The 20,171-nt window shown below is 33.3% G+C and carries 33 protein-coding genes; 1 reads left to right on the forward strand and 32 read right to left on the reverse strand.

Going from position 1 to position 20,171, the window contains the following annotated elements; translation table 11 throughout:
• Window positions 1-11: 11 nt before the first annotated feature.
• The 3 genes from glmL to G9F72_RS24360 are packed head-to-tail and all read right to left on the reverse strand — an operon-like array spanning window position 12 to window position 2,878.
• A complete protein-coding gene (gene glmL, locus G9F72_RS24350) occupies window positions 12-1,406 on the reverse strand; it encodes a methylaspartate mutase accessory protein GlmL (RefSeq protein WP_164959229.1) in 1,395 nt (464 codons plus the stop codon).
• A gap of 40 nt (window positions 1,407-1,446) precedes the next feature.
• On the reverse strand, window positions 1,447-1,860 hold the full coding sequence (gene glmS, locus G9F72_RS24355; RefSeq protein WP_164959230.1) for a methylaspartate mutase subunit S: 414 nt from the start codon (window positions 1,858-1,860) through the stop codon (window positions 1,447-1,449).
• A 34-nt stretch (window positions 1,861-1,894) separates the two neighbouring features.
• A complete protein-coding gene (locus G9F72_RS24360; RefSeq protein ID WP_263487066.1) occupies window positions 1,895-2,878 on the reverse strand; it encodes a GntR family transcriptional regulator in 984 nt (327 codons plus the stop codon).
• Window positions 2,879-3,127: 249 nt separating this feature from the next.
• Between G9F72_RS24360 and G9F72_RS24365 the strand changes: the two genes are divergently transcribed.
• Window positions 3,128-3,904, forward strand: coding sequence for a DUF3048 C-terminal domain-containing protein (locus tag G9F72_RS24365; protein WP_164959232.1), 777 nt, complete (start codon window positions 3,128-3,130; stop codon window positions 3,902-3,904).
• Window positions 3,905-4,005: 101 nt separating this feature from the next.
• On the opposite strand, the gene cwlD is transcribed toward G9F72_RS24365, so the two are convergent.
• The 29 genes from cwlD to rpsQ form a co-directional block, all read right to left on the reverse strand.
• Complete coding sequence (cwlD, locus tag G9F72_RS24370; protein WP_164959233.1) at window positions 4,006-4,728, reverse strand: N-acetylmuramoyl-L-alanine amidase CwlD; 723 nt, start codon at window positions 4,726-4,728, stop codon at window positions 4,006-4,008.
• Window positions 4,729-4,972: 244 nt separating this feature from the next.
• Entirely contained in the window at window positions 4,973-5,365 is a 393-nt protein-coding gene (gene rpsI, locus G9F72_RS24375) for a 30S ribosomal protein S9 (RefSeq protein ID WP_125002924.1), read from the reverse strand.
• Between the two features lie 24 nt (window positions 5,366-5,389).
• Window positions 5,390-5,830 (reverse strand): 50S ribosomal protein L13, encoded by a 441-nt coding sequence (gene rplM, locus G9F72_RS24380; RefSeq protein WP_164959234.1) that lies wholly within the window; start codon window positions 5,828-5,830, stop codon window positions 5,390-5,392.
• A 164-nt stretch (window positions 5,831-5,994) separates the two neighbouring features.
• Window positions 5,995-6,729: a tRNA pseudouridine(38-40) synthase TruA gene (gene truA / locus G9F72_RS24385; protein ID WP_164959235.1), complete on the reverse strand. Its 735-nt coding sequence runs from the start codon at window positions 6,727-6,729 to the stop codon at window positions 5,995-5,997.
• 31 nt (window positions 6,730-6,760) lie between these two features.
• A complete protein-coding gene (locus tag G9F72_RS24390) occupies window positions 6,761-7,558 on the reverse strand; it encodes an energy-coupling factor transporter transmembrane component T family protein (RefSeq protein WP_164959236.1) in 798 nt (265 codons plus the stop codon).
• A gap of 74 nt (window positions 7,559-7,632) precedes the next feature.
• Entirely contained in the window at window positions 7,633-8,490 is an 858-nt protein-coding gene (locus G9F72_RS24395; protein WP_164959237.1) for an energy-coupling factor transporter ATPase, read from the reverse strand.
• Window positions 8,475-9,320, reverse strand: coding sequence for an energy-coupling factor transporter ATPase (locus tag G9F72_RS24400; protein WP_164959238.1), 846 nt, complete (start codon window positions 9,318-9,320; stop codon window positions 8,475-8,477). The genes G9F72_RS24395 and G9F72_RS24400 overlap by 16 nt, the downstream gene beginning before the upstream one ends.
• A gap of 80 nt (window positions 9,321-9,400) precedes the next feature.
• Window positions 9,401-9,742: a 50S ribosomal protein L17 gene (rplQ, locus tag G9F72_RS24405; protein ID WP_071614605.1), complete on the reverse strand. Its 342-nt coding sequence runs from the start codon at window positions 9,740-9,742 to the stop codon at window positions 9,401-9,403.
• A gap of 12 nt (window positions 9,743-9,754) precedes the next feature.
• Entirely contained in the window at window positions 9,755-10,702 is a 948-nt protein-coding gene (locus G9F72_RS24410) for a DNA-directed RNA polymerase subunit alpha (RefSeq protein WP_164959239.1), read from the reverse strand.
• A gap of 63 nt (window positions 10,703-10,765) precedes the next feature.
• Complete coding sequence (rpsD, locus tag G9F72_RS24415) at window positions 10,766-11,386, reverse strand: 30S ribosomal protein S4 (RefSeq protein ID WP_164959240.1); 621 nt, start codon at window positions 11,384-11,386, stop codon at window positions 10,766-10,768.
• A gap of 21 nt (window positions 11,387-11,407) precedes the next feature.
• A complete protein-coding gene (gene rpsK, locus G9F72_RS24420) occupies window positions 11,408-11,800 on the reverse strand; it encodes a 30S ribosomal protein S11 (protein ID WP_125002908.1) in 393 nt (130 codons plus the stop codon).
• Between the two features lie 15 nt (window positions 11,801-11,815).
• A complete protein-coding gene (rpsM, locus tag G9F72_RS24425; protein WP_164959241.1) occupies window positions 11,816-12,184 on the reverse strand; it encodes a 30S ribosomal protein S13 in 369 nt (122 codons plus the stop codon).
• 140 nt (window positions 12,185-12,324) lie between these two features.
• Entirely contained in the window at window positions 12,325-12,438 is a 114-nt protein-coding gene (gene rpmJ / locus G9F72_RS24430) for a 50S ribosomal protein L36 (RefSeq protein ID WP_021122033.1), read from the reverse strand.
• Window positions 12,439-12,453: 15 nt separating this feature from the next.
• Window positions 12,454-12,672, reverse strand: a complete 219-nt coding sequence (gene infA / locus G9F72_RS24435; protein WP_125002904.1) for a translation initiation factor IF-1 — start codon at window positions 12,670-12,672, stop codon at window positions 12,454-12,456.
• Between the two features lie 7 nt (window positions 12,673-12,679).
• Window positions 12,680-12,961: a KOW domain-containing RNA-binding protein gene (locus G9F72_RS24440; protein WP_224676245.1), complete on the reverse strand. Its 282-nt coding sequence runs from the start codon at window positions 12,959-12,961 to the stop codon at window positions 12,680-12,682.
• Window positions 12,962-12,975: 14 nt separating this feature from the next.
• Complete coding sequence (map, locus tag G9F72_RS24445) at window positions 12,976-13,722, reverse strand: type I methionyl aminopeptidase (protein ID WP_164959242.1); 747 nt, start codon at window positions 13,720-13,722, stop codon at window positions 12,976-12,978.
• 2 nt (window positions 13,723-13,724) lie between these two features.
• Window positions 13,725-14,372, reverse strand: a complete 648-nt coding sequence (locus G9F72_RS24450) for an adenylate kinase (protein WP_164959243.1) — start codon at window positions 14,370-14,372, stop codon at window positions 13,725-13,727.
• A gap of 22 nt (window positions 14,373-14,394) precedes the next feature.
• The gene (gene secY, locus G9F72_RS24455) at window positions 14,395-15,675 is read right to left on the reverse strand and encodes a preprotein translocase subunit SecY (protein WP_164959244.1); all 1,281 of its coding nucleotides are present in this window, start codon (window positions 15,673-15,675) and stop codon (window positions 14,395-14,397) included.
• Window positions 15,676-16,116, reverse strand: a complete 441-nt coding sequence (rplO, locus tag G9F72_RS24460; protein WP_164959245.1) for a 50S ribosomal protein L15 — start codon at window positions 16,114-16,116, stop codon at window positions 15,676-15,678. It abuts the gene before it with no gap.
• Between the two features lie 18 nt (window positions 16,117-16,134).
• Window positions 16,135-16,314 (reverse strand): 50S ribosomal protein L30, encoded by a 180-nt coding sequence (gene rpmD / locus G9F72_RS24465; RefSeq protein WP_164959246.1) that lies wholly within the window; start codon window positions 16,312-16,314, stop codon window positions 16,135-16,137.
• A gap of 12 nt (window positions 16,315-16,326) precedes the next feature.
• Window positions 16,327-16,824: a 30S ribosomal protein S5 gene (rpsE, locus tag G9F72_RS24470; protein WP_164959247.1), complete on the reverse strand. Its 498-nt coding sequence runs from the start codon at window positions 16,822-16,824 to the stop codon at window positions 16,327-16,329.
• Between the two features lie 17 nt (window positions 16,825-16,841).
• On the reverse strand, window positions 16,842-17,204 hold the full coding sequence (gene rplR / locus G9F72_RS24475) for a 50S ribosomal protein L18 (RefSeq protein WP_164959248.1): 363 nt from the start codon (window positions 17,202-17,204) through the stop codon (window positions 16,842-16,844).
• A 19-nt stretch (window positions 17,205-17,223) separates the two neighbouring features.
• Window positions 17,224-17,763: a 50S ribosomal protein L6 gene (rplF, locus tag G9F72_RS24480; RefSeq protein WP_164959249.1), complete on the reverse strand. Its 540-nt coding sequence runs from the start codon at window positions 17,761-17,763 to the stop codon at window positions 17,224-17,226.
• Window positions 17,764-17,964: 201 nt separating this feature from the next.
• Complete coding sequence (gene rpsH / locus G9F72_RS24485; protein ID WP_164959250.1) at window positions 17,965-18,363, reverse strand: 30S ribosomal protein S8; 399 nt, start codon at window positions 18,361-18,363, stop codon at window positions 17,965-17,967.
• Window positions 18,364-18,395: 32 nt separating this feature from the next.
• A complete protein-coding gene (locus G9F72_RS24490) occupies window positions 18,396-18,581 on the reverse strand; it encodes a type Z 30S ribosomal protein S14 (RefSeq protein WP_125002882.1) in 186 nt (61 codons plus the stop codon).
• 15 nt (window positions 18,582-18,596) lie between these two features.
• Window positions 18,597-19,139, reverse strand: a complete 543-nt coding sequence (rplE, locus tag G9F72_RS24495) for a 50S ribosomal protein L5 (RefSeq protein ID WP_164959251.1) — start codon at window positions 19,137-19,139, stop codon at window positions 18,597-18,599.
• 22 nt (window positions 19,140-19,161) lie between these two features.
• The gene (gene rplX, locus G9F72_RS24500) at window positions 19,162-19,485 is read right to left on the reverse strand and encodes a 50S ribosomal protein L24 (protein WP_216300933.1); all 324 of its coding nucleotides are present in this window, start codon (window positions 19,483-19,485) and stop codon (window positions 19,162-19,164) included.
• 17 nt (window positions 19,486-19,502) lie between these two features.
• Complete coding sequence (rplN, locus tag G9F72_RS24505) at window positions 19,503-19,871, reverse strand: 50S ribosomal protein L14 (protein WP_164959252.1); 369 nt, start codon at window positions 19,869-19,871, stop codon at window positions 19,503-19,505.
• A 36-nt stretch (window positions 19,872-19,907) separates the two neighbouring features.
• The gene (gene rpsQ, locus G9F72_RS24510) at window positions 19,908-20,162 is read right to left on the reverse strand and encodes a 30S ribosomal protein S17 (RefSeq protein WP_125002874.1); all 255 of its coding nucleotides are present in this window, start codon (window positions 20,160-20,162) and stop codon (window positions 19,908-19,910) included.
• Between the last annotated feature and the right edge of the window lie 9 nt (window positions 20,163-20,171).

Below are 20,171 nucleotides of genomic sequence, written 5' to 3' on the forward strand. Positions count from 1 at the left end.
CCTCCTAATAATTATACTTGCACTAAATATTTTTTCATAATTCTAACAGCTTTATCTGGATAATCCTGAGATAATAATCCCATAGCCGATAATATATAAGCTTTATCAAGCAAATAAGCAGCATGACGCGGCTTTAAGTACATTGTATCTTCTGTATTAAAAGCTCCTGCTTTTAAAATGTCTTGCGGATTATCACTGTGTATTAATACTCCACCTGTACCTATCATGTACTTTACTTCCATAAGATCTTTTCCTATTTGAGTATACATAGCACCCATAGGTGTGAGTGTGTGTTCGATAGTGCCTACATGTCTCTCCATTGATAACTCTGTGGCTACTTTTGCCATAGCCTCATCAAAATCTATTTCTTCCTTGGTTATTGGAACCATCTTTATATGTTCTATTCTATATTTACAATTCGCATCAATATCAATTTTTCGATCTGTGTCCCCTAGATACTTTCTCATTTTTCTGCTACCAGCTGCTTCTCTTAGTGAAACTGCAGAATATCTCATACCAAGGTCACCTTCAACAGTTCTTTTAGCAAATGGCTCCTCGAGGCCACGTACAGTAACCCCTGCTTTTGTAGGTTCTCCATCCGCTATAGAATGGACATCTGTGGTTGCCCCTCCAATGTCAATAACTATTAAATCTCCCAGGCCACTTTCTTCATCGCTGCCTTCACTTAGTATCCTTGCAGCCTTTAGGACTGCTGCTGGTGTTGGCATTAAAATACCACTTACTAAATCTTCTGCGTTGCTGAGTCCCTTAGCATCTACTATTTTTTCCATAAATACTTTTCTGATTTCTTCGCGAGCGGGCTCTACATTTAGTTTACTTAACTGTGGCATAACATTACTTGTAATGGTAAAATACATTTTTGCCTTTGTGAATATTTCTCTTATATCATCAGTTGCTACCTTATTTCCAGCTACAACTATTGGTAATTTAACCTCATTATCAGCTAACATCTTGGCATTGTGTATAATACATTCCTTGTTACCACCATCAGTTCCACCTGCAAGAAGTATTATATCTAATTCCGAATTTTTGATTTCTTCAATCTCAGTAAGTGTCAATTCATAGCTATATACTTTCAGCACCCTAGCCCCAGCTCCAAGTGCCGCTCTTTTGGCAGCTTCTGCAGTTAACTCTGGCACTAGACCAATAGCTATCATTTTAAGACCTCCTGCAGCTGAGGAGCATGCTAATTTATTAATAAAGTTAACATTTTTTTCTTTTAATATATGTTCTATTTTTGAATAAGCCTTGTCATAGCCTATCATTATATTATCTTCAATTGTGGTTATGTCTTTAGCTGCAGCAATTATTTCTTCTTTTTCTATATCTACAACAGTTAGTTTAGTGTATGTACTTCCAAAATCTACAAGTAAATATGCATCCACTTATATCACTCCTATTGATTTTATAATAGTCCTACATATTTTATAATAGGCCTAATGCTTCTTTTAAGTCATGTATTGTGGTTTCCAGTGTTGTTCCTGGTGGATATACCTTATTAAATCCCATTGTGGTAAATCTACTGTGTACATCATCCCAATTTTGTTTTCCTACAACAATGTTACCACCTACAAATAGCAATATACCCTTAAGTCCTGCTTCATCACATTTTTCTCTCATGCCTCTGCAATCGATTTCTCCATGTCCGTATAGTGAAGATACTATTATTACATCTGCATTGGTTTCAACAGCTGCATTTATAAAATCTTCTTGTGGAGAAAGAACTCCTATGTTTATAACATTAAACCCAGCTTCCGTTAGCGCATAATCTAAAATTTTATTACCAACAGCGTGACAATCTGATCCTATTACTCCTAGAATTAAAGTCTTTTTTTCCATTTTTTGAAAGCCTCCTAAATAATTTTTTATATCATTATTTTTTGAACTTTATTTCAATAATCTTTGACCTAAGCGCTTTTACTGAGCCATCATCTAGACTATATAGAAATTCTATTATTTCCTTATTGCTAAAATTTGCATTTTTAACATCTTTGTATCTACCCGGGGATACTATCATAACATCTGATTTTTGCATTATATCCAAAAGCTCATTATTATCAGTAGTATTGGAGTATGTTATATCTACTTCAGATAATCCGGCCTTTTCTAAAGCCCCTCTTATTTTGAACATAAATTCTTCCGAGATACATATAAATGCAAATTTTGTATTTGAAGCATATCTAGCGATCTTAACTATTGGTTCTAAATTTGGAGTAATAGCAACTCCTAAAATCTCCTTATTAATCCCCTTAGTCAAATCTGTAACTTCATTAATGTGATTAAAAGTGGTTATTATAAACTCAGCCGCTTCAATCTTGTCTTTAGTCTCCTTGTCCATCTTTTGCAATTCATTTATTGTTAAATTCGTTACATTCATATTACTATTTTTACTAAGTTGACTACTAAACATTTTAGCTTGTTCAATATTACACTCTACGTATACTGCTACGATTTTATCCATTATTTGTTTTTTTTCATTTACTCTTTGATTTACTATGTCTAAAAATTCTTCTGGTTTCATTCCAATTTCCAAAGCTTCCTCTAGTCCTAAATCAACAAATTTCATTATCTTTTTTTTAATATCTAGACTTTCCCAAGATACTGCTTCTTCCACTACAAAAGTTCCCTTTCCTTGATAGGATTTTAATGCCCCATCTTGTTCCAAATCGTTATATGCAGTACTTATAGTGTTTCTGCTTACATTAATTCTCTGGGATAATTCTCTTTCTGTAGGCATTTTTGTTCCAACCTTGAGAGATCCTTTTTTTATTTCATCCATAATTTGATTTTTAACTTGAATATAAAGTGGTACTCCATTTTTTTTGTTTATCTCGATGTTAATAAAAATCCCTCCCAAAGCATATTGGATTAATGGACTAATCCACTACCACGTTTATAATACCATGTGGACTAGTCCATTTCAATGATTGTATTATTAGCATTTTAGGTTATTTTTACTGTTATAAAGAATTTAACCCCCATTATCTAGCTTAGTCTTACGTTTAATACTGTTTTCAAATAAACTTGGTAAGGTTTTCATTCATATGGTTATATTTTCTAACTAAGATTATTAAAATAGTATATATAAATACTTAGTGGGCCCCTTATGATAAAGAAACATTTTTCTATTGTTATATATTTTTTAAGTACAATTTTGGTATTAATTCTTTCAATATTTATTTATAGGATTATTACACATACTTCTTATGTTTATGTACAAGATCAAATAAACATCTCTAAATATACTGGTGAAAGAATCTCTAATCCTTATGTTGAAAAATCTTCAAAAATTGCAACTTATATTAATACTAGTAAGGGTGGTCCACTTATAGGACTTAGTAGTGCAGATGTGGTTCTTGAGTTCCTTAGCGGTTCTTCTGGCATAACTTATAAGGCTATATTTAATCAGGCGGTAGCTAAAAACATTAGTGGAATTAACCTAAAAAAGTATTCTAATTCATATCTACCAAAATTTAATTTTTCTAATAATATTGCACTGTCTGACATTAACAGTAAAAACGCAACAAATATTTTTGTAACTTTTGATGAAGGTTCATCCTCAAATTTTTTATATCAAAATGGAGAATACTATCATTATAGAGGTTTAAAAATAGACAAAGACAATGATTCTCCTGTAAAGCTTTCTAATGTTGTTATACAATTTATTCATGGTACTATTACTAACGATGATAACCTAACTTCATCTGAAAATTATGGCACTGGACTGCTCTTTTGCGGTGGAATGGCTCAAAATATTAAATGGATCAAAAAAGTGAATTCTCCAATAAAAATTAATGATGAAAAAGGTGGGGAGGTTTCGCTAATGCCTGGAACAACTTGGTGGATTTTTATTGATGCGGACTCTTCTGTAGCCTACGATTAACACTTAAATATAAATTGGCACTATTGTTTAAGTCCAATTCAAGCCAAAAGACATATTACTAGGATAATATGTCTTTTTGGCTTATCTATTATTATATTTATTTACTCCTTTGCCGCACTAATAAAATATTCCCCTACAGATTTGCTTATGGAACTTGCAATTTTTTCTTGATATTCATTAGACTTTAATTTTTGTTCTTCTTCATAATTTGATAAAAATCCACATTCTACAATAACACTTGGCATAATGTCATTTTCCCTTAATATCTTATAAGCATTTTTGGCAGGCTTTTGTACTCTTTTATTATTGGTATCTAAGTCCGCTCTAAGATTATGCTGAATTGCCCCGGCAAGGGCTGCACTATCTTTATAATCTGAATACCATACTTGTGCTCCAGAATATTTACTCTGGGTAAAATAATTTAAATGAATGCTAATAAACATATCACAATTGCTAGATTTCTTTAAATCACATCTTTTTTTCAAATCTTCAGTGTATCTTCCCCTTATAGTTCCACCGCTTGAATAAAGTCCTGCATCATCTTCTCTTGTCATAACTACCTCATATCCTAATTTCTGTAGACTCTCTTTAAGCTTTAATGCTATGCTTAAATTAATGTTTTTTTCTACAGTTCCATCTTTTGAACTTGTTCCACCATCCATTCCCCCATGACCTGCATCAATGAGTATTTTTTTACCCCCTATTTGTAATTTTTCATTATTCATAGTTTCTTTGACCAAGCTTAAATTTACTACTATAAAGCTTACCATTGCTACAAAGATTACTATTACAATAGAAATTAATTTATAGTTTCTGTATTTCAATGCACCCACCCTTTTATTTATTCTTATCGTTCATTTTATTCACCTTGTAGCACATTTAGTATTATTTCTATATCGCATAGTGAATAGACGTAAAAAAGCACCCACCAAATTCTAGCAGATGCTTCTCTTTCTATACGTATTTTAAAATAAATATTGAGTCAGAATGTTATCTATTTCTTATAAAATAAAAAAAGGGAATATACACTTATTAATAAGTGTATATTCCCTCTTATGTACAAAAATATTATCTCTTTGAGAACTGAGATGCTTTTCTTGCTTTTTTAAGACCGTATTTCTTTCTTTCTTTCATTCTTGGATCTCTTGTTAAAAATCCTGCTTTTTTAAGTTCTGGTCTTAAAGTTTCATCAGCTTTAAGAAGTGATCTTGAAATACCATGTCTTATTGCACCGGCTTGACCTGTATATCCGCCACCGTGAACATTAACTAATATATCGAATTTATCTTTAGTTCCAGTTAACACTAGTGGTTGGTTAACTATAAGCATTAAAGTTTCTAATCCGAAATAATTTTCTATTGCTCTTTTATTTATAACAATTTTACCTTCTCCAGGTATAAGTCTAACTCTCGCAACTGATTTCTTTCTTCTTCCTGTTCCTATATATTGAACTTTTGCCATTATATTTACTCCCTCCTAACCTGATTAGTATTTAAGCACTAATGTTTCTGGATTTTGTGCCTGGTGCTTATGTTCTGGTCCTCTGTAAACAGTCATTTTTTTAGCTGTTTGACGACCTAGTGGTCCTTTTGGAAGCATTCTTCTTACTGCCTCTTCAAAAATAAACTCAGGTTTTTTAACCATTGCTACTCTATATGGAACTTCTTTTAATCCACCTGGATAAAAAGAGTGATGTCTTAACATTTTTTGGTCTAATTTCTTACCAGTTAAAACGATCTTATCAGCGTTTATTACGATTACAAAGTCACCAGTATCCACAGATGGTGTAAATGTTGGTTTATGTTTTCCTCTTAATATTGAAGCTATTTGGCTTGCTGCTCTTCCTAAAACTTTTCCTTCTACGTCAACAACGAACCATTTTCTTTCTATTTCTAGTGGTTTTGCTATAAATGATTTTGATTTCATTATTTTCCCTCCCTGAACTTTTAACAATTTAATTTCTATGCTAAAGATCCGGGGCTAGTGGATCTCATTACACGATAATATATTCAAACATTAATAAGTATAATACATTCTACCGGGTGTGTCAATGTTTTTACACAAGATATTGCAATTATTAGAGTTTTATTTTAATAAAAAACTTCTTCTAAGCATAATCCACCGGGTGGAACGGATTTTCCAGCCCTTTCTCGCTCTTTTGATAGAATTATATCTTTTATTTCGCTAGGTTTAATCTTGCCTTCACCAACACGAACTAGTGATCCAACTATTATTCTAACCATATTATAAAGAAAACCGTCAGCTGCAATATATATTTTTATGATATCTCCATTCTTTGTGATATCTAGCTTTGTGATAGTTCTCACAGAAGTTTTTACAGAACTACCTAAATTTTTAAATGCAGAAAAGTCATGGGTACCTATAAAATACTCAGCAGCTACTTTCATAGCCTCTACATCTAATACTTGTTTATGATGATAGATATAATTGCGACCTACAGCAGCAGCTTCATACCTATTAAGTATAGTATAACTATACATCTTCCCAGTACTATTATACCTTGAATGAAACTCAGAAGGAACCTCAAAGCAATGTAAAATTACAATATCTAAGGGAAGTTTACTATTAATAGCTCCTGCGAACTTTTCCACAGATATTTTACTATTAGTATAAAAATTACCTGTATACCCTTTTGCATGAACTCCAGCATCTGTTCTACTAGACCCAGTAATTTGAGCTTTTTCACCTGTAATCTCTTCAATAGCACTCTCTACTTTTTCTTGAATAGTCATTATATTCTTTTGCCTTTGCCATCCTGCATAATTTGTTCCATCATATTCTATTAGAAGCTTTATATTTCTCACCGCTTCACATCCTTTTCGCTCTACAAGAAGATTATGTTCTGAAAGCTATAGTAATAACAAATAACAGTGTAAACGCAAAGCTTGCAATATAGTCTTTGTTTGTTATCTTTAGCTGTTTCATCCTCGTTCTTCCTTCTCCACCTTTATAACATCTTGATTCCATAGCCATTGCGAGTTCATCAGCACGTCTAAAAGAACTTATAAACAATGGTACTAAAATAGGAATTAAACTTTTAGCCCTACTTATCAAATTACCAGACTCAAAGTCTGCACCCCTTGCCATTTGTGCTTTCATGATCTTATCCGTCTCATCCATTAACGTCGGAATGAATCTTAGTGCAATAGTCATCATCATTGCGAGTTCATGAGCTGGCACTCCTATTCTTTTAAAGGGCTTTAGCAGGTTTTCTATCCCATCAGTTAGCTCTATTGGAGAGGTTGTAAGTGTAAGTATAGATGTACCCATAATTAAGAACACTAATCTAATTATCATAAAGGCTGCAATTATTAACCCTTCTTTATATACACTTATAAATCCCCAGTGCCAAATTAACTCTTTTCCTGTAGTCATAAAGATGTTTAATACTGCTGTAATAATTAATAATACTAATATTGGCTTTAATCCCTTGTAAATATACTTAAAAGACAAATTAGATATTAATATTGTGATTAAAATAAATATAACTACAAATAAATAGCCTTTAAAATTATTTACTAAAAATAGATCAACAATAAATAGCAGAGATATCAATATCTTTAATCTTGGATCTAATTTATGTACAAAAGACTCCCCCGGTATATATTGACCTATTGTAATATCTTTGATCATACGAATTCCTCCAATGTGTTATAAGAATCACACATTACTGTTTTCTATATAATATCTTATTAGACAAAAAAATTTTACTGCTTATTTTTTAATATTTTAAGCAATTCTTGCTTAGCTTTTTCTATGGTAAATATATCCTCAGATATATCAAACCCTTTATTACGTAGTTCCCTAATTAAATATGTTACCTGCGGTACGGCAAGTCCTACACTTTCTAATATTTCTATTTGTTTAAATATTTCCGCTGGTGTTCCATCTAAGATACACTTTCCACTATCCATTACTATAATTCTATTTGCAACTTTCGCAACGTCTTCCATACTATGAGATACGAGTATTATGGTCATATCGTTCTCTTTGTACAGCTCAACAATTTTACTTAATATATCGTCTCTTCCTTTTGGATCCAGTCCCGCTGTTGGCTCATCTAGAATTAAGACCTTTGGCTCCATAGCCACAACCCCGGCTATGGCAACTCTTCTCTTTTGACCACCACTTATTTCAAAAGGTGATTTGTCCTTATACTGCTCATAGTCCAGTCCAACAATTCTCATTGCCCTTCGAACTCTTTTATTTATCTCATCATTATCTAGACCCAAATTATGTGGTCCAAAAGCAATGTCTTTTTCAATAGTTTCTTCAAAAAGTTGATATTCAGGATATTGAAATACTAGTCCAACTTTTTTTCTTATGTTTGTCAATTTTGCTTTTTTCACTGTTATATCTATGTCGTCTATTAATAGACTACCTGAAGTTGGTTTTAAAAGTCCATTTATATGTTGTATTAGAGTTGATTTTCCTGAGCCTGTATGCCCAATTAGTGCAACAAATTCTCCTTGCTTTATTTCTATAGATACATCATCTATAGCTTTTTTTTCAAAAGGAGTCTTTGGCATATATATATGTGTTAAATTCTCTATTTTAATTGACATAATGCATTCACCATCTCATTTATAGTTAATATATCTGATTCTATATTAATACCATTTTGTTTAAGTTCGTATGCCAGTTCTGTTACTTGTGGAACATCTAGACCTATTTTTTTCATAAGGGAAACGTTCCTAAATATTTCTCTCGGTTTTCCATTCATTACAATTTTACCATTATCCATAACTACAATTCTATCTGCTTCAACTGCTTCTTCCATATTATGAGTTATTAGAATTATCGTTATACCATACTTTTTATTTATTTCTTTAATAGTTCGAATAACTTCTTTTCTACCAAATGGATCAAGCATAGCCGTAGGCTCATCAAATACAATACACTTTGGCCTCATGGCAAGAATACCTGCAATAGCTACTCTTTGTTTTTGACCACCTGAAAGTAAATGTGGAGCATGTTTTTTATATTCGTACATTTGTACATTTTTTAATGAATCATCTACTCTTTTCCTAATTTCACTGGGATCTATGCCTAAATTTTCTGGACCAAACGCTACATCTTCCTCTACGATGGTTGCAACAATTTGGTTATCCGGATTTTGAAATACCATTCCAGCTACATTCCTAATGTTCCATAAATTGCTTTCCTGCGAAGTTTGTAGTCCATCTACATAGACTTCCCCTTCAGTAGGTATTAATAGAGCATTTATATGTTTAGCAAAAGTAGATTTTCCTGAGCCATTATGGCCGAGTACTACTAAAAATTCACCCTTATTAACCTCTAAATTTAATCCATCTATGGCTACTTTAGGCTCTTCATCTTCACTTTGAGGGTATCTGTAAACAAGATTACTACATATAACCATTTTTTCACCCATAAGTGTCACTCCCTACATCTATAAATATTTATAAGAAAATGGGGACTAAGTTTGATTTCACTTAATCCCCTTTGTTCAAACTATACTAATTCTATTATGCTCATTTCTGCCGCGTCGCCTCTTCTTGGACCCATTTTCATTATTCTAGTATATCCGCCGTTTCTTTCAGCATACTTGGGTGCAATATTGTCAAATAAATCTTTAACTACACTTTCTTCTGTAATGAATGCAAGTGCTTGTCTTCTAGCATGAAGATCTCCTCTTTTTCCAAGAGTTATCATTCTTTCAGCAAATTTTCTAGTTTCTTTTGCTCTAGTGACAGTAGTTTCAATTTTTCCGTACTTCAACAAATTAGTTGCAAGACTTCTAAACATTGCAATTCTTTGATCAGTTGAGCGTCCTAGTTTACGATACATTGCCATGTGTCTACCTCCTTACTCTTCACTTAGCTTTAAGTTCAAGCTTAGTGCTTGAAGTTTTTGTTCAACTTCTTCAAGTGATTTTTTACCTAAATTCCTGACCTTCATCATATCGTCCATTGATCTCTCTGTTAATTCTTGAACTGTATTGATTCCAGCTCTTTTTAAGCAATTATAACTTCTAACAGAAAGATCTAATTCTTCAATAGTCATTTCAAGAACTTTTTCTTTCTTATCTTCTTCTTTTTCAACCATTATTTCAACATTATCAGCATGATCTGTTAATGTCATAAACAGCTTAAAGTGTTCAATAAGTATTTTAGCTGATAAACCAATAGCTTCGTCTGGTCTAATGGTTCCATTAGTCCAAATTTCAATAGTTAATTTATCATAATCTGTAATCTGGCCTACTCTAGTGTTCTCTACAGCAAAATTCACTCTCTTAACTGGAGTATAGATAGAATCTACTGGTATAGTAGCTATCGGTAATTCATCTGTCTTATTTTTAGCCTGAGACACATATCCTCTACCTTTGTTAACAGTTAGTTCCATATATAGTTTAGCACCATCATCTAATGTTGCTATATGTAAATCATCGTTAACAACTTCTATATCTCCATCAGTTTTAATGTCTGCTCCAGTAACTACTCCAGGTCCTTTAGCATCAATATAAACAGTTCTTGGACCCTCTCCATTCATTTTTAATGCTAAGCTTTTGATGTTCAGAATTAATTCTGTAACATCTTCTTTAACACCTTTAACTGTGGAAAATTCATGAAGTACTGTATCAATTTTAACTGCACTTGTAGCAACTCCAGGTAATGAAGAAAGAAGAATCCTTCTTAAAGCATTACCTAGTGTTATACCATAACCTCTTTCTAATGGTTCAATTATGAATTTACCATATGAATCATCTTCAGCGGTTTCTACACATTCTATTTTTGGCTTTTCTATTTCTAACATACTAAACCCTCCTCTTTTTTAATTGGCAACTTATAATGAGGGCAACTGATTCTATACTAATGACTATTTGCTGTATAACTCGACGATTAGCGTCTCATTAACAGGAACATCTATATCTTCCCTAGTTGGTATTGAAATAACTGTTCCTTCAAATTTCTCTAAGTTAGCTGATAACCAATTTGGTAAAGTCTTAGGATTTTCAACGAAAACCTTAAACTTCTCAGTAGCTCTGCTCTTTGGACATGCAGATACCACTTGATTTGCTACTAAACTGTAAGAAGGAATATCTACCTTTTTACCGTCAACTAAGAAATGTCCGTGAGTTACTAGTTGCCTAGCTTCTTGTCTTGAATTTCCGTAACCTAATCTGTAAACTACGTTATCAAGTCTCACTTCTAGAAGTTTTAATAGGTTTTCACCAGTTATTCCTCTTAACTTGTCAGCTTTATCATAGTATCTTCTAAATTGGCTTTCAAGTATTCCATAAATCCTCTTAGCCTTTTGTTTTTCTCTTAATTGTAATCCATAGTTAGACATTTTTTTCTTGCTTTGACCGTGTTGTCCCGGTGCATAGCCTCTTCTTGAAAATGCACATTTATCTGTGAAGCATCTATCACCCTTAAGGTTTAGCTTCATACCTTCTCTTCTGCAAAGCCTACAAGTAGCTCCAGTATATCTTGCCATTCAAATTACACCTCCTGTTTACTATACTCTTCTTCTTTTTGGTGGTCTACATCCGTTATGTGGAATTGGAGTAACGTCTTTGATTAATGTAATTTCTAATCCAGCCGCTTGAAGTGATCTAATCGCCGCTTCTCTACCTGCTCCAGGTCCTTTAACGAATACGTCAACACTCTTTAAACCGTGCTCCATTGCTGCTTTTGTAGCAGCTTCTGCTGCCATTTGAGCTGCAAAAGGAGTACTCTTTCTTGAACCTCTAAAACCTAATCCACCTGCACTAGACCAAGATAAAGCATTTCCAGCTGCATCTGTAAGTGTAACGATGGAATTATTAAAAGTAGACTTTATGTGAGCACAACCGTGCTCAATATTTTTTTTCTCTTTTTTTCTTCTACTTCTTTTAACTTTCTGAGCCATTTTATTCCCTCCTTACTATTTCTTTTTGCCCGCCATTGTTTTCTTAGGGCCTTTTCTTGTTCTTGCATTAGTTTTAGTTTTTTGTCCTCTTACTGGAAGACCTTTTCTATGTCTAATTCCTCTATAACATCCAACTTCCATTAATCTTTTAATATCTAATGCAACTTTTCTTCTTAAGTCACCTTCAATTATAAAGTTCTTGGTGATGTATGTTCTTAATTCATTAACTTCTTCTTCAGTTAAGTCCTTAACTCTTGTGTCAGGATTTACTCCTGTTGCTTTAAGAATTCCTTGTGATTTTGGTAATCCAATACCAAATATATATGTTAGGCCTATTTCAACCCTTTTTTCTCTTGGTAGGTCAATACCCGCTATTCTTGCCATTTACTGTTTACACCTCCTAGATACTTGTTGTTCTAATTTTATCACATCTGTAAGCTATAAAACGACTTAATGTGATTTATTATTAATATATTAATTTTTACATTTAATACTTAACTAAACCCATCTGTAAATAAAACTTATTAACCTTGCTTTTGTTTATGCTTAGGATTTTCACAGATAACCATTACTCTTCCTTTTCGTTTAATAACCTTACATTTTTCACACATAGGTTTAACTGATGGCCTTACTTTCATAGCTAACCCTCCTTATTACTTATCTCTCCAAGTAATTCTCCCACGAGTGAGATCATATGGAGAAAGTTCTACTGTAACCTTATCGCCTGGTAGTATTCTTATAAAATTCATTCTTAACTTACCTGAAATATGAGCTAATATTTTATGCCCACTCTCAAGCTCAACTTGAAATATTGCATTGGGCAAAGTTTCTAATACCACACCTTGCATTTCAATTATATCATCTTTTGACATAAGGTAATCAAACCTCCTTACGAATATCTGCAAACCGCAAAAATATTTTAATTTTAGAATTAGTAACCTCTTCTTTAGATAAAATTAAATCTTTAACTTCCTCAGCTACAATGCCTGTAAAATCCAGATGTCTAACCTTCTTTTTTTTAGGTTTTTCAATCTTTCTTAAATCTCCATCAGCGATATACACATACTCACTATTTAGTATTCCTACCACAATAAATTTTCTGTGCATATCTCTTCCCGCTTTAGAATTTACAACTTTACCTATAAGGGTATTTTCGTCCAAACCATTCACCTCTATTAGTTCAAAGTTAATATTTCAGGACCACTTTTTAGGATAGCAACAGTGTTTTCATAATGTGCAGATAAACTGCCATCTCTAGTTACTACCGTCCATCTATTGGCCTTTACTTTGACATAATGCTTTCCTATATTTATCATAGGTTCAATTGCAAGTACCATACCATGAACTAATTTAGGACCTCTACCTGGAGTACCATAATTAGGAACCTCTGGATCTTCATGCATTGATGTTCCAATTCCATGACCTACGAAATCCCTAACCACAGCGTATCCATGCTCCTCAGCATAACACTGAATTGCAACAGATATGTCTGATAATCTATTGCCGATTATAGCTTTTTCAACGCCCTTGAAAAAACTATTTTTAGTGATCTCAATGAGCATTGCGGCAACATTCGATACTTTTCCTACTGGAAAAGTTCTAGCAGCATCTCCATGATAGCCATTTAATATGGCACCACAATCTATGCTAATTATATCTCCTTCAAGCAAAATCCGATTAGTTGGAATTCCATGAACCACTTCATCATTAACAGATGTACATATGGAAGCTGGAAATCCACAATAACCTTTAAAAGATGGTTTAGCACCCTGTTTTATTATGAACTCTTCAGCTAATTTATCTATTTCTGCAGTGGTTATTCCCGGTTTTATTACTTCTTCAATTAATGCAAGGGCTACAGCAACCACTTTACCTGCACTTCTCATATATTGAATTTCCATATCACTTTTTATGTTTATCACTTTTATATCTCTCCTAAGATACTACAGATACTTTCAAATACACTATTAATCGCTTGTGTTCCATCAACTACTGATAATAAGTTTTTGTCACCATAGTACTTTATCAATGGTTGCGTTTGGGCATCATATATGTCTAACCGTTCACTAACGGTTTCTTCACTGTCATCAGCTCTTTGTACAAGAGATGATCCACATAGATTACATTTCCCGTCCATTTCTGGTGGATTAAATGTAATATGATAGCTAGCACCACAGTTAAGACAAACTCTTCTACCAGTCATTCGATTGAGAATAAATTCTCTAGGAACTTTTATTAATAATGCAGTATCAAGACGGTTACCTTTTTCTTCCAATATAGTTTCTAAGGCTTCAGCTTGCTTGACAGTCCTCGGGTAGCCATCTAATAAAAATCCATTTATGCAATCTTCATTATCTAACCTATCCACGATTATATCTATAGTCAATCCATCAGGAACTAAGTGTCCCTTATCAATATGTTTCTTAGCTTCGATTCCAAGAGGGGTTTTTTCTGAAATATTCTTTCTGAATATATCCCCTGTTGATACATGTGGTATGGAGAATTTATTGCTTATGGATTTTGCTTGCGTTCCTTTTCCGGCTCCCGGAGGACCTAACAAGATTATTCTCATAGTATCATCTCCTGGTAATAATTTATCTAAGGAATCCTTGGTAATGACGCATTACTAATTGTGACTCAAGTTGCCTTAACGTCTCAAGACAAACATTTACCATGATTAGTAACATTGTCCCTCCAAAGTATATTCCCTTAAAGTGAGTATATCCCTCTATGATAATAGGGAATATAGCTATAACAGCCGCAAAAGTTCCTCCAAGTATTGAAATCTTAGTCAATACCATATCGATATAAGTTGCGGTATTCCCACCTGGTCTAATACCTGGTATAAAGCCTGATGATTTATGCATATTCTCAGCCATTTCATCTGGTTTAAATGTAACCTGAGTATAAAACCATGTAAAGAATACTACTAAAACAAAATATACCACGATATATTTCCAACTATTCTTTTCAAAAATGCTCCACGGACTTCCTGTAATGAATTTTGCAATTGCAGATGTCGGTTTAATTTGCGCTATTGTTTCTGGGAATGTCATTACTGACATTGCGAAAATTATACCGATAACTCCAGATCCATTTACATTGATTGGAATATGTGTTGATTGTCCTTTGAAAGTTTTGTTTCCAACTGACTTTCCAGCATATTGAACAGGAATTCTTCTTTCAGCTAAACTTGCTATTACTACTGCTACTAATAATGCTATAGCTACTACAATAAACATTATAACCTCTACAAAATTTACAGTTCCTGCCGTCTGGAGTCCAGCGATTTTATACGCTAGATTAGGTAACCCTGATATAATATTAATAAATATTATTAATGAAACACCATTTCCTATACCTTTACCAGTGATTTGTTCCCCTATCCACACCAAAAATGTTGATGCAGTTGTCATCGTTAGTATCACTAAAAATATGGTTAAACTAGAATTACTTGAGAATGCACCAGTACCTGAAATAATTGCATACATACCAAAGGCTTGTAGCGCTCCAAGTACTATTGAAGCATATCTTGTATAATCCTGTATCTTCTTGCGTCCTTCAAGACCCTCTTTAGAAAGTTGCTCTAAGTAAGGAATTGCTATTACAAGTAATTGCATTATGATTGATGCATTTATGTATGGACCAACACCCATAGCAAAAATACTAAACTTACCAAATGCACCACCTGAAAGCATATCATAAAAACTAAATAATGTACCTCCATTAGTAGTTAAAGCTAGAAGTTTGCTAGCGTCTACACCAGGAACAGGAATGAAAATACCCATCCTAATAATTGCAACCATAAGTAGTGTGAATATCATACGTTTTCTTAAATCCGGGATTTTCCAGGCATTACGTAGGGTTGATAACATTTATATCACCTCAACTTTTCCTCCAGCTGCCTCAATTTTCTCAGCTGCTGCTTTAGAGAATTTTGTTGCACTTACAGTTAAACTCTTTTCTAAGTTACCATTTCCAAGTATCTTAACTCCGTCATATACTTTTCTTATGACTCTTCTCTCTAATAGCAATTCTGGTGTAATTTCAGTACCATTTTCGAATATATTCAGTCTATCTACATTTATACATGCATATTCTTTTGCAAAAATATTAGTGAAACCTCTTTTAGGTATTCTTCTGTATAAAGGCATTTGACCACCTTCGAAACCTGGTCTTGTTCCTCCACCTGATCTAGAGTTTTGTCCTTTCATACCTTTTCCCGCAGATTTTCCCCATCCTGATCCGGTACCTCTACCGATTCTCTTAGGAGATTGTTTTGAACCTTCTGCAGGTCTTAGCTCATGAAGCTTCATGTCAACACCTCCTCGTTTTTATACTTGTTCTATTTTTAATAGATAACTAACTTTGTTAATCATACCTTTGATTTGAGGAGTTTCCTCGTGCTCTATTTCTTTTCTTATTTTTCTTAATCCTAAAGCATTAACAGTAGCAATATGTTCTTTTTTTCTACCTATTAAGCTTTTAACCAATGTTAGTTTAACTTTAGCCAAGGTTTTCCCCTCCTATCTTAATATTTCTTCTACAGTCTTGCCTCTTAATTTAGCTACTTCTTCTGCTGTTCTTAATCTTGACAAGCCATCGATAGTAGCATTAACTACATTTCTTGCATTACTAGAGCCTAAAGATTTAGCTCTAACATCTTTTAATCCTGATAATTCTAGAACTGCTCTAACTGGTCCACCGGCTAAAACTCCTGTACCTTCAGCACCAGGCATTATGTGTATAACTGCAGTACCGAATTTACCATCAATAATATGAGGAATTGTTGTTCCAACCATAGATACTGTTACTAAATTCTTCTTAGCATCTTCTATTCCTTTTCTAATTGCTTCAGGAATTTCTACAGATTTACCCATTCCAACGCCAACGTGTCCGTTTTCGTCTCCAACGACAACTAGTGCGCTGAATCTGAAGTTTCTTCCACCTTTAACAACCTTAGCAACTCTGTTTATATTAACTACTTTTTCTTTAAGATCTAATGTGCTAGGATCTATTTTCATGTGTTTCCCTCCTTCTCTTAGAATTTAAGCCCTGCTTCTCTTGCTCCTTCAGCTAGGTTTTGTACTCTACCGTGGTATACATATCCACCTCTGTCGAATACTACTTCATCTATTCCTTTTTCAAGTGCTCTTTCAGCAATCATTTTTCCTACTAATTTTGCTGCTTCTTTATTGCTTCCTATTTTTTCTTCGAAAGCTTTATCTATGCTTGAAGCAGAAACTAATGTGATTTGAGCAACATCATCTATTATTTGAGCATATATATTTTTTTCACTTCTATATACAGCAAGTCTTGGTCTTAGTGCTGTACCAGAAATCTTTTTACGTACTCTAAGATGACGCTTAACTCTTGACTTTTGTCTATCTTCTTTCTTGAACACATCATTCACTCCTTCCTACTTATTTACCTGTTTTACCTTCCTTACGTCTAACAACTTCATCAGAATATCTGATTCCTTTGCCTTTGTAAGGTTCTGGTTTTCTCCAAGTTCTAATGTCTGCTGCAACAGCTCCAACTAATTGTTTATCGATACCTTTTACTATTATTTTGTTAGCATCAGGTAGTTCAAATTGGATTCCTGCAACTGCATCTATTTCAACTGGATGTGAATATCCAAGATTTAATGTTATTTTAGCTCCTTTTAACTGAGCTCTGTAACCAACACCAACTAACTCAAGTGTTTTCTGGTATCCTTCTGTAACTCCAATAACCATATTATTAATTAATGATCTTGTAAGTCCATGAAGAGCTCTATGCTCTTTTACATCGCTTGGTCTTGTAACTACCAAAGTATTGTCTTCTATAGCTATAATCATTTTTGGACTCATGTTTTGAGTTAACTCACCTTTCGGTCCTTTTACATTAACAACATTAGTTGCTGAAACTGTAACAGTTACTCCATTAGGTATAGCTACTGGAAGCCTTCCGATTCTTGACATACTTACACCTCCTGTATTGTTTTTCAGGCACATAACAATTACTAACTGCTATGTTTCCTATATTCCTTTTAAGTACTAACCAATTCTCAATTGTTTATTCTCTATATTACTCTGAGCACATAACAATTTTGATTTTCCCTAAATTATCTATTATTACTATGTACATAACAAACCATTTCGTTATGCCTTAGAATTATCGTACTACCAAATGTAACAAATAACTTCTCCGCCAAGTCCTAATTTTCTAGCATCTCTATCTGCTACTAATCCTTTTGAAGTTGATATTATAGCAACTCCGAGTCCATTCAATACTTTTGGTATATCCTCATTTTTAGAATATACTCTAAGTCCTGGTTTAGATATTCTCTTAAGACCAGTGATAACTCTTTCCTTGTTTTGACCATATTTCATTGCAAGTCTCATCATTGGAACAACGCCATCATTATATTCTTCAATGTTTTTAAGATATCCTTCTTGAAGCATTATATTTGCAATTTCCTTCTTTATAGTTGATGAAGGTACTTCTACTATTTCGTGTCTTACAACATTTGCGTTTCTTATACGTGTTAGCAAATCTGCGATTGGGTCAGTCATAACCATTTTTTGTGCCTCCTTTCATTAGAATGTTCTAATTACCAACTTGCTTTTCTGCAACCAGGAATTTCTCCCTTGTGTGCAAGTTCTCTAAAACAGATACGGCATATACCAAATTTTTGTAATACAGAATGCGGTCTCCCACAAAGTCTACATCTTGTATAAGCTCTAGTTGAAAATTTAGGTTCTTTTTTCCACTTTTCTATTAATGCCTTACGTGCCATATGTTTCCCTCCTTATTATTGAGCAAATGGCATTCCAAGGAATCTTAATAGCTCTCTTGCTTCCTCGTCTGTCTTTGCAGTAGTAACGAATATTATATCCATTCCTCTTATCTTATCAATTTTATCATAGTCTATTTCAGGGAATATAAGTTGTTCTTTAACACCTATAGCATAATTACCTCTTCCGTCAAATGCTTTAGAAGAAGCTCCTCTAAAATCTCTAACTCTAGGTAATGCAACGTTCATTAATTTGTCAGCAAATTCGAACATTTGAGTTTTTCTTAATGTAACTTTACAGCCAATTGGCATGTTTTCTCTTAGTTTGAAATTAGCTATTGATTTCTTTGCTCTTGTTATAACTGGCTTTTGACCTGCTATAAGTTGCATATCACTAACAGCTGCATCTAAAACTTTAGAATTATCTTTTGCTTCTCCGACTCCCATATTTAAAACTATTTTTTCAAGTTTTGGTACTTCCATTATGTTTTTATACCCGAATTTTTCCATTAAAGCTTGAACTACTTCATTTTCGTATTTTTCTTGTAGTCTTGAACTCATATGTTAAACCTCCTTTCAGAAATTAAAATGTTTCTCCACACTTCTTGCAAACTCTAACCTTAGTTCCATCATCTAAAATTTTGCTATTTATTCTTGTTACATTTTTGCATTTTGTGCAATATAGCATAACTTTAGAAGAATTTATAGCTGCTTCTCTGTGAACTATTCCGCCTTGCATGTTTTGTTTGCTAGGTTTTTGATGTTTTGTAACTACACTAACATCTTTCACTAAAACTTTTCCAGTTTTAGGATATACAGCTAAGACTTCGCTTATTTTGCCTTTGTCTTTACCTGAAATAACCATTACTGAATCTTTTTTTCTCACGTGCATTTTTTTAACTGCCATATTAGACACCTCCTATCTTATAGAACTTCAGGCGCTAGTGATAAGATCTTACTGAAGTCCTTATCTCTTAACTCTCTTGCAACAGGTCCGAATATACGAGTACCTTTTGGGGTTTTGTCATCTTTAATAATAACAGCTGCATTATCATCAAATTTCACGTATGTTCCGTCTGCTCTTCTTACACCTTTTGCTGATCTAACTATAACTGCCTTAACTACTTCACCTTTTTTAACAACTCCACCTGGTGTTGCACTTTTTACGCTGGCAACTATTGTGTCACTGATGTTTCCCCATTTTCTTTTGGAACCACCTAATACTCTAATACACATTATTTCTTTTGCACCAGAATTATCTGCAACTTTCAATCTAGTTTGCTGTTGTATCATATCAAATACCCTCCTTCCAGTTCTTAAACTGAAATACTATTTAGCTTTTTCAACTATCCCAGTAATTCTCCATCTTTTATCCTTGGATAATGGTCTAGTTTCCATAATTGAAACTTTATCGTTAATTTGAGCTTCATTATTTTCATCATGAGCTTTAAATTTTGTTGTTTTATTAATTATTTTTCCGTATAATGGATGACGAACTTTTGTTTCAATTGCGACAACTATTGTCTTATCCATTTTATCAGAAACTACTCTACCGATTCTTGTTTTTCTGTTATTTCTTTCCACAAGAGCAAC

The organism is Clostridium estertheticum (assembly GCF_011065935.2).
Taxonomy (GTDB): Bacteria; Bacillota; Clostridia; order Clostridiales; family Clostridiaceae; genus Clostridium_AD; species Clostridium_AD estertheticum_A.

Bases quoted from the DNA above. Each gene is read 5' to 3' on its own strand.
- glmS (WP_164959230.1), bottom strand. From the start codon at position 1,860: ATGGAAAAAAAGACTTTAATTCTAGGAGTAATAGGATCAGATTGTCAC.
- G9F72_RS24365 (WP_164959232.1), top strand. From the start codon at position 3,128: ATGATAAAGAAACATTTTTCTATTGTTATATATTTTTTAAGTACAATT.
- rpsI (WP_125002924.1), bottom strand. From the start codon at position 5,365: ATGGCAAAAGTTCAATATATAGGAACAGGAAGAAGAAAGAAATCAGTT.
- rplM (WP_164959234.1), bottom strand. From the start codon at position 5,830: ATGAAATCAAAATCATTTATAGCAAAACCACTAGAAATAGAAAGAAAA.
- G9F72_RS24390 (WP_164959236.1), bottom strand. From the start codon at position 7,558: ATGATCAAAGATATTACAATAGGTCAATATATACCGGGGGAGTCTTTT.
- G9F72_RS24395 (WP_164959237.1), bottom strand. From the start codon at position 8,490: ATGTCAATTAAAATAGAGAATTTAACACATATATATATGCCAAAGACT.
- G9F72_RS24400 (WP_164959238.1), bottom strand. From the start codon at position 9,320: ATGGGTGAAAAAATGGTTATATGTAGTAATCTTGTTTACAGATACCCT.
- rplQ (WP_071614605.1), bottom strand. From the start codon at position 9,742: ATGGCAATGTATCGTAAACTAGGACGCTCAACTGATCAAAGAATTGCA.
- G9F72_RS24410 (WP_164959239.1), bottom strand. From the start codon at position 10,702: ATGTTAGAAATAGAAAAGCCAAAAATAGAATGTGTAGAAACCGCTGAA.
- rpsD (WP_164959240.1), bottom strand. From the start codon at position 11,386: ATGGCAAGATATACTGGAGCTACTTGTAGGCTTTGCAGAAGAGAAGGT.
- rpsK (WP_125002908.1), bottom strand. From the start codon at position 11,800: ATGGCTCAGAAAGTTAAAAGAAGTAGAAGAAAAAAAGAGAAAAAAAAT.
- rpsM (WP_164959241.1), bottom strand. From the start codon at position 12,184: ATGGCAAGAATAGCGGGTATTGACCTACCAAGAGAAAAAAGGGTTGAA.
- rpmJ (WP_021122033.1), bottom strand. From the start codon at position 12,438: ATGAAAGTAAGGCCATCAGTTAAACCTATGTGTGAAAAATGTAAGGTT.
- infA (WP_125002904.1), bottom strand. From the start codon at position 12,672: ATGTCAAAAGATGATATAATTGAAATGCAAGGTGTGGTATTAGAAACT.
- G9F72_RS24450 (WP_164959243.1), bottom strand. From the start codon at position 14,372: ATGAGAATAATCTTGTTAGGTCCTCCGGGAGCCGGAAAAGGAACGCAA.
- secY (WP_164959244.1), bottom strand. From the start codon at position 15,675: ATGTTATCAACCCTACGTAATGCCTGGAAAATCCCGGATTTAAGAAAA.
- rplO (WP_164959245.1), bottom strand. From the start codon at position 16,116: ATGAAGCTTCATGAGCTAAGACCTGCAGAAGGTTCAAAACAATCTCCT.
- rpsE (WP_164959247.1), bottom strand. From the start codon at position 16,824: ATGAAAATAGATCCTAGCACATTAGATCTTAAAGAAAAAGTAGTTAAT.
- rplF (WP_164959249.1), bottom strand. From the start codon at position 17,763: ATGTCAAGAATCGGAAGGCTTCCAGTAGCTATACCTAATGGAGTAACT.
- rpsH (WP_164959250.1), bottom strand. From the start codon at position 18,363: ATGGTTATGACTGACCCAATCGCAGATTTGCTAACACGTATAAGAAAC.
- G9F72_RS24490 (WP_125002882.1), bottom strand. From the start codon at position 18,581: ATGGCACGTAAGGCATTAATAGAAAAGTGGAAAAAAGAACCTAAATTT.
- rplE (WP_164959251.1), bottom strand. From the start codon at position 19,139: ATGAGTTCAAGACTACAAGAAAAATACGAAAATGAAGTAGTTCAAGCT.
- rplX (WP_216300933.1), bottom strand. From the start codon at position 19,485: ATGGCAGTTAAAAAAATGCACGTGAGAAAAAAAGATTCAGTAATGGTT.
- rplN (WP_164959252.1), bottom strand. From the start codon at position 19,871: ATGATACAACAGCAAACTAGATTGAAAGTTGCAGATAATTCTGGTGCA.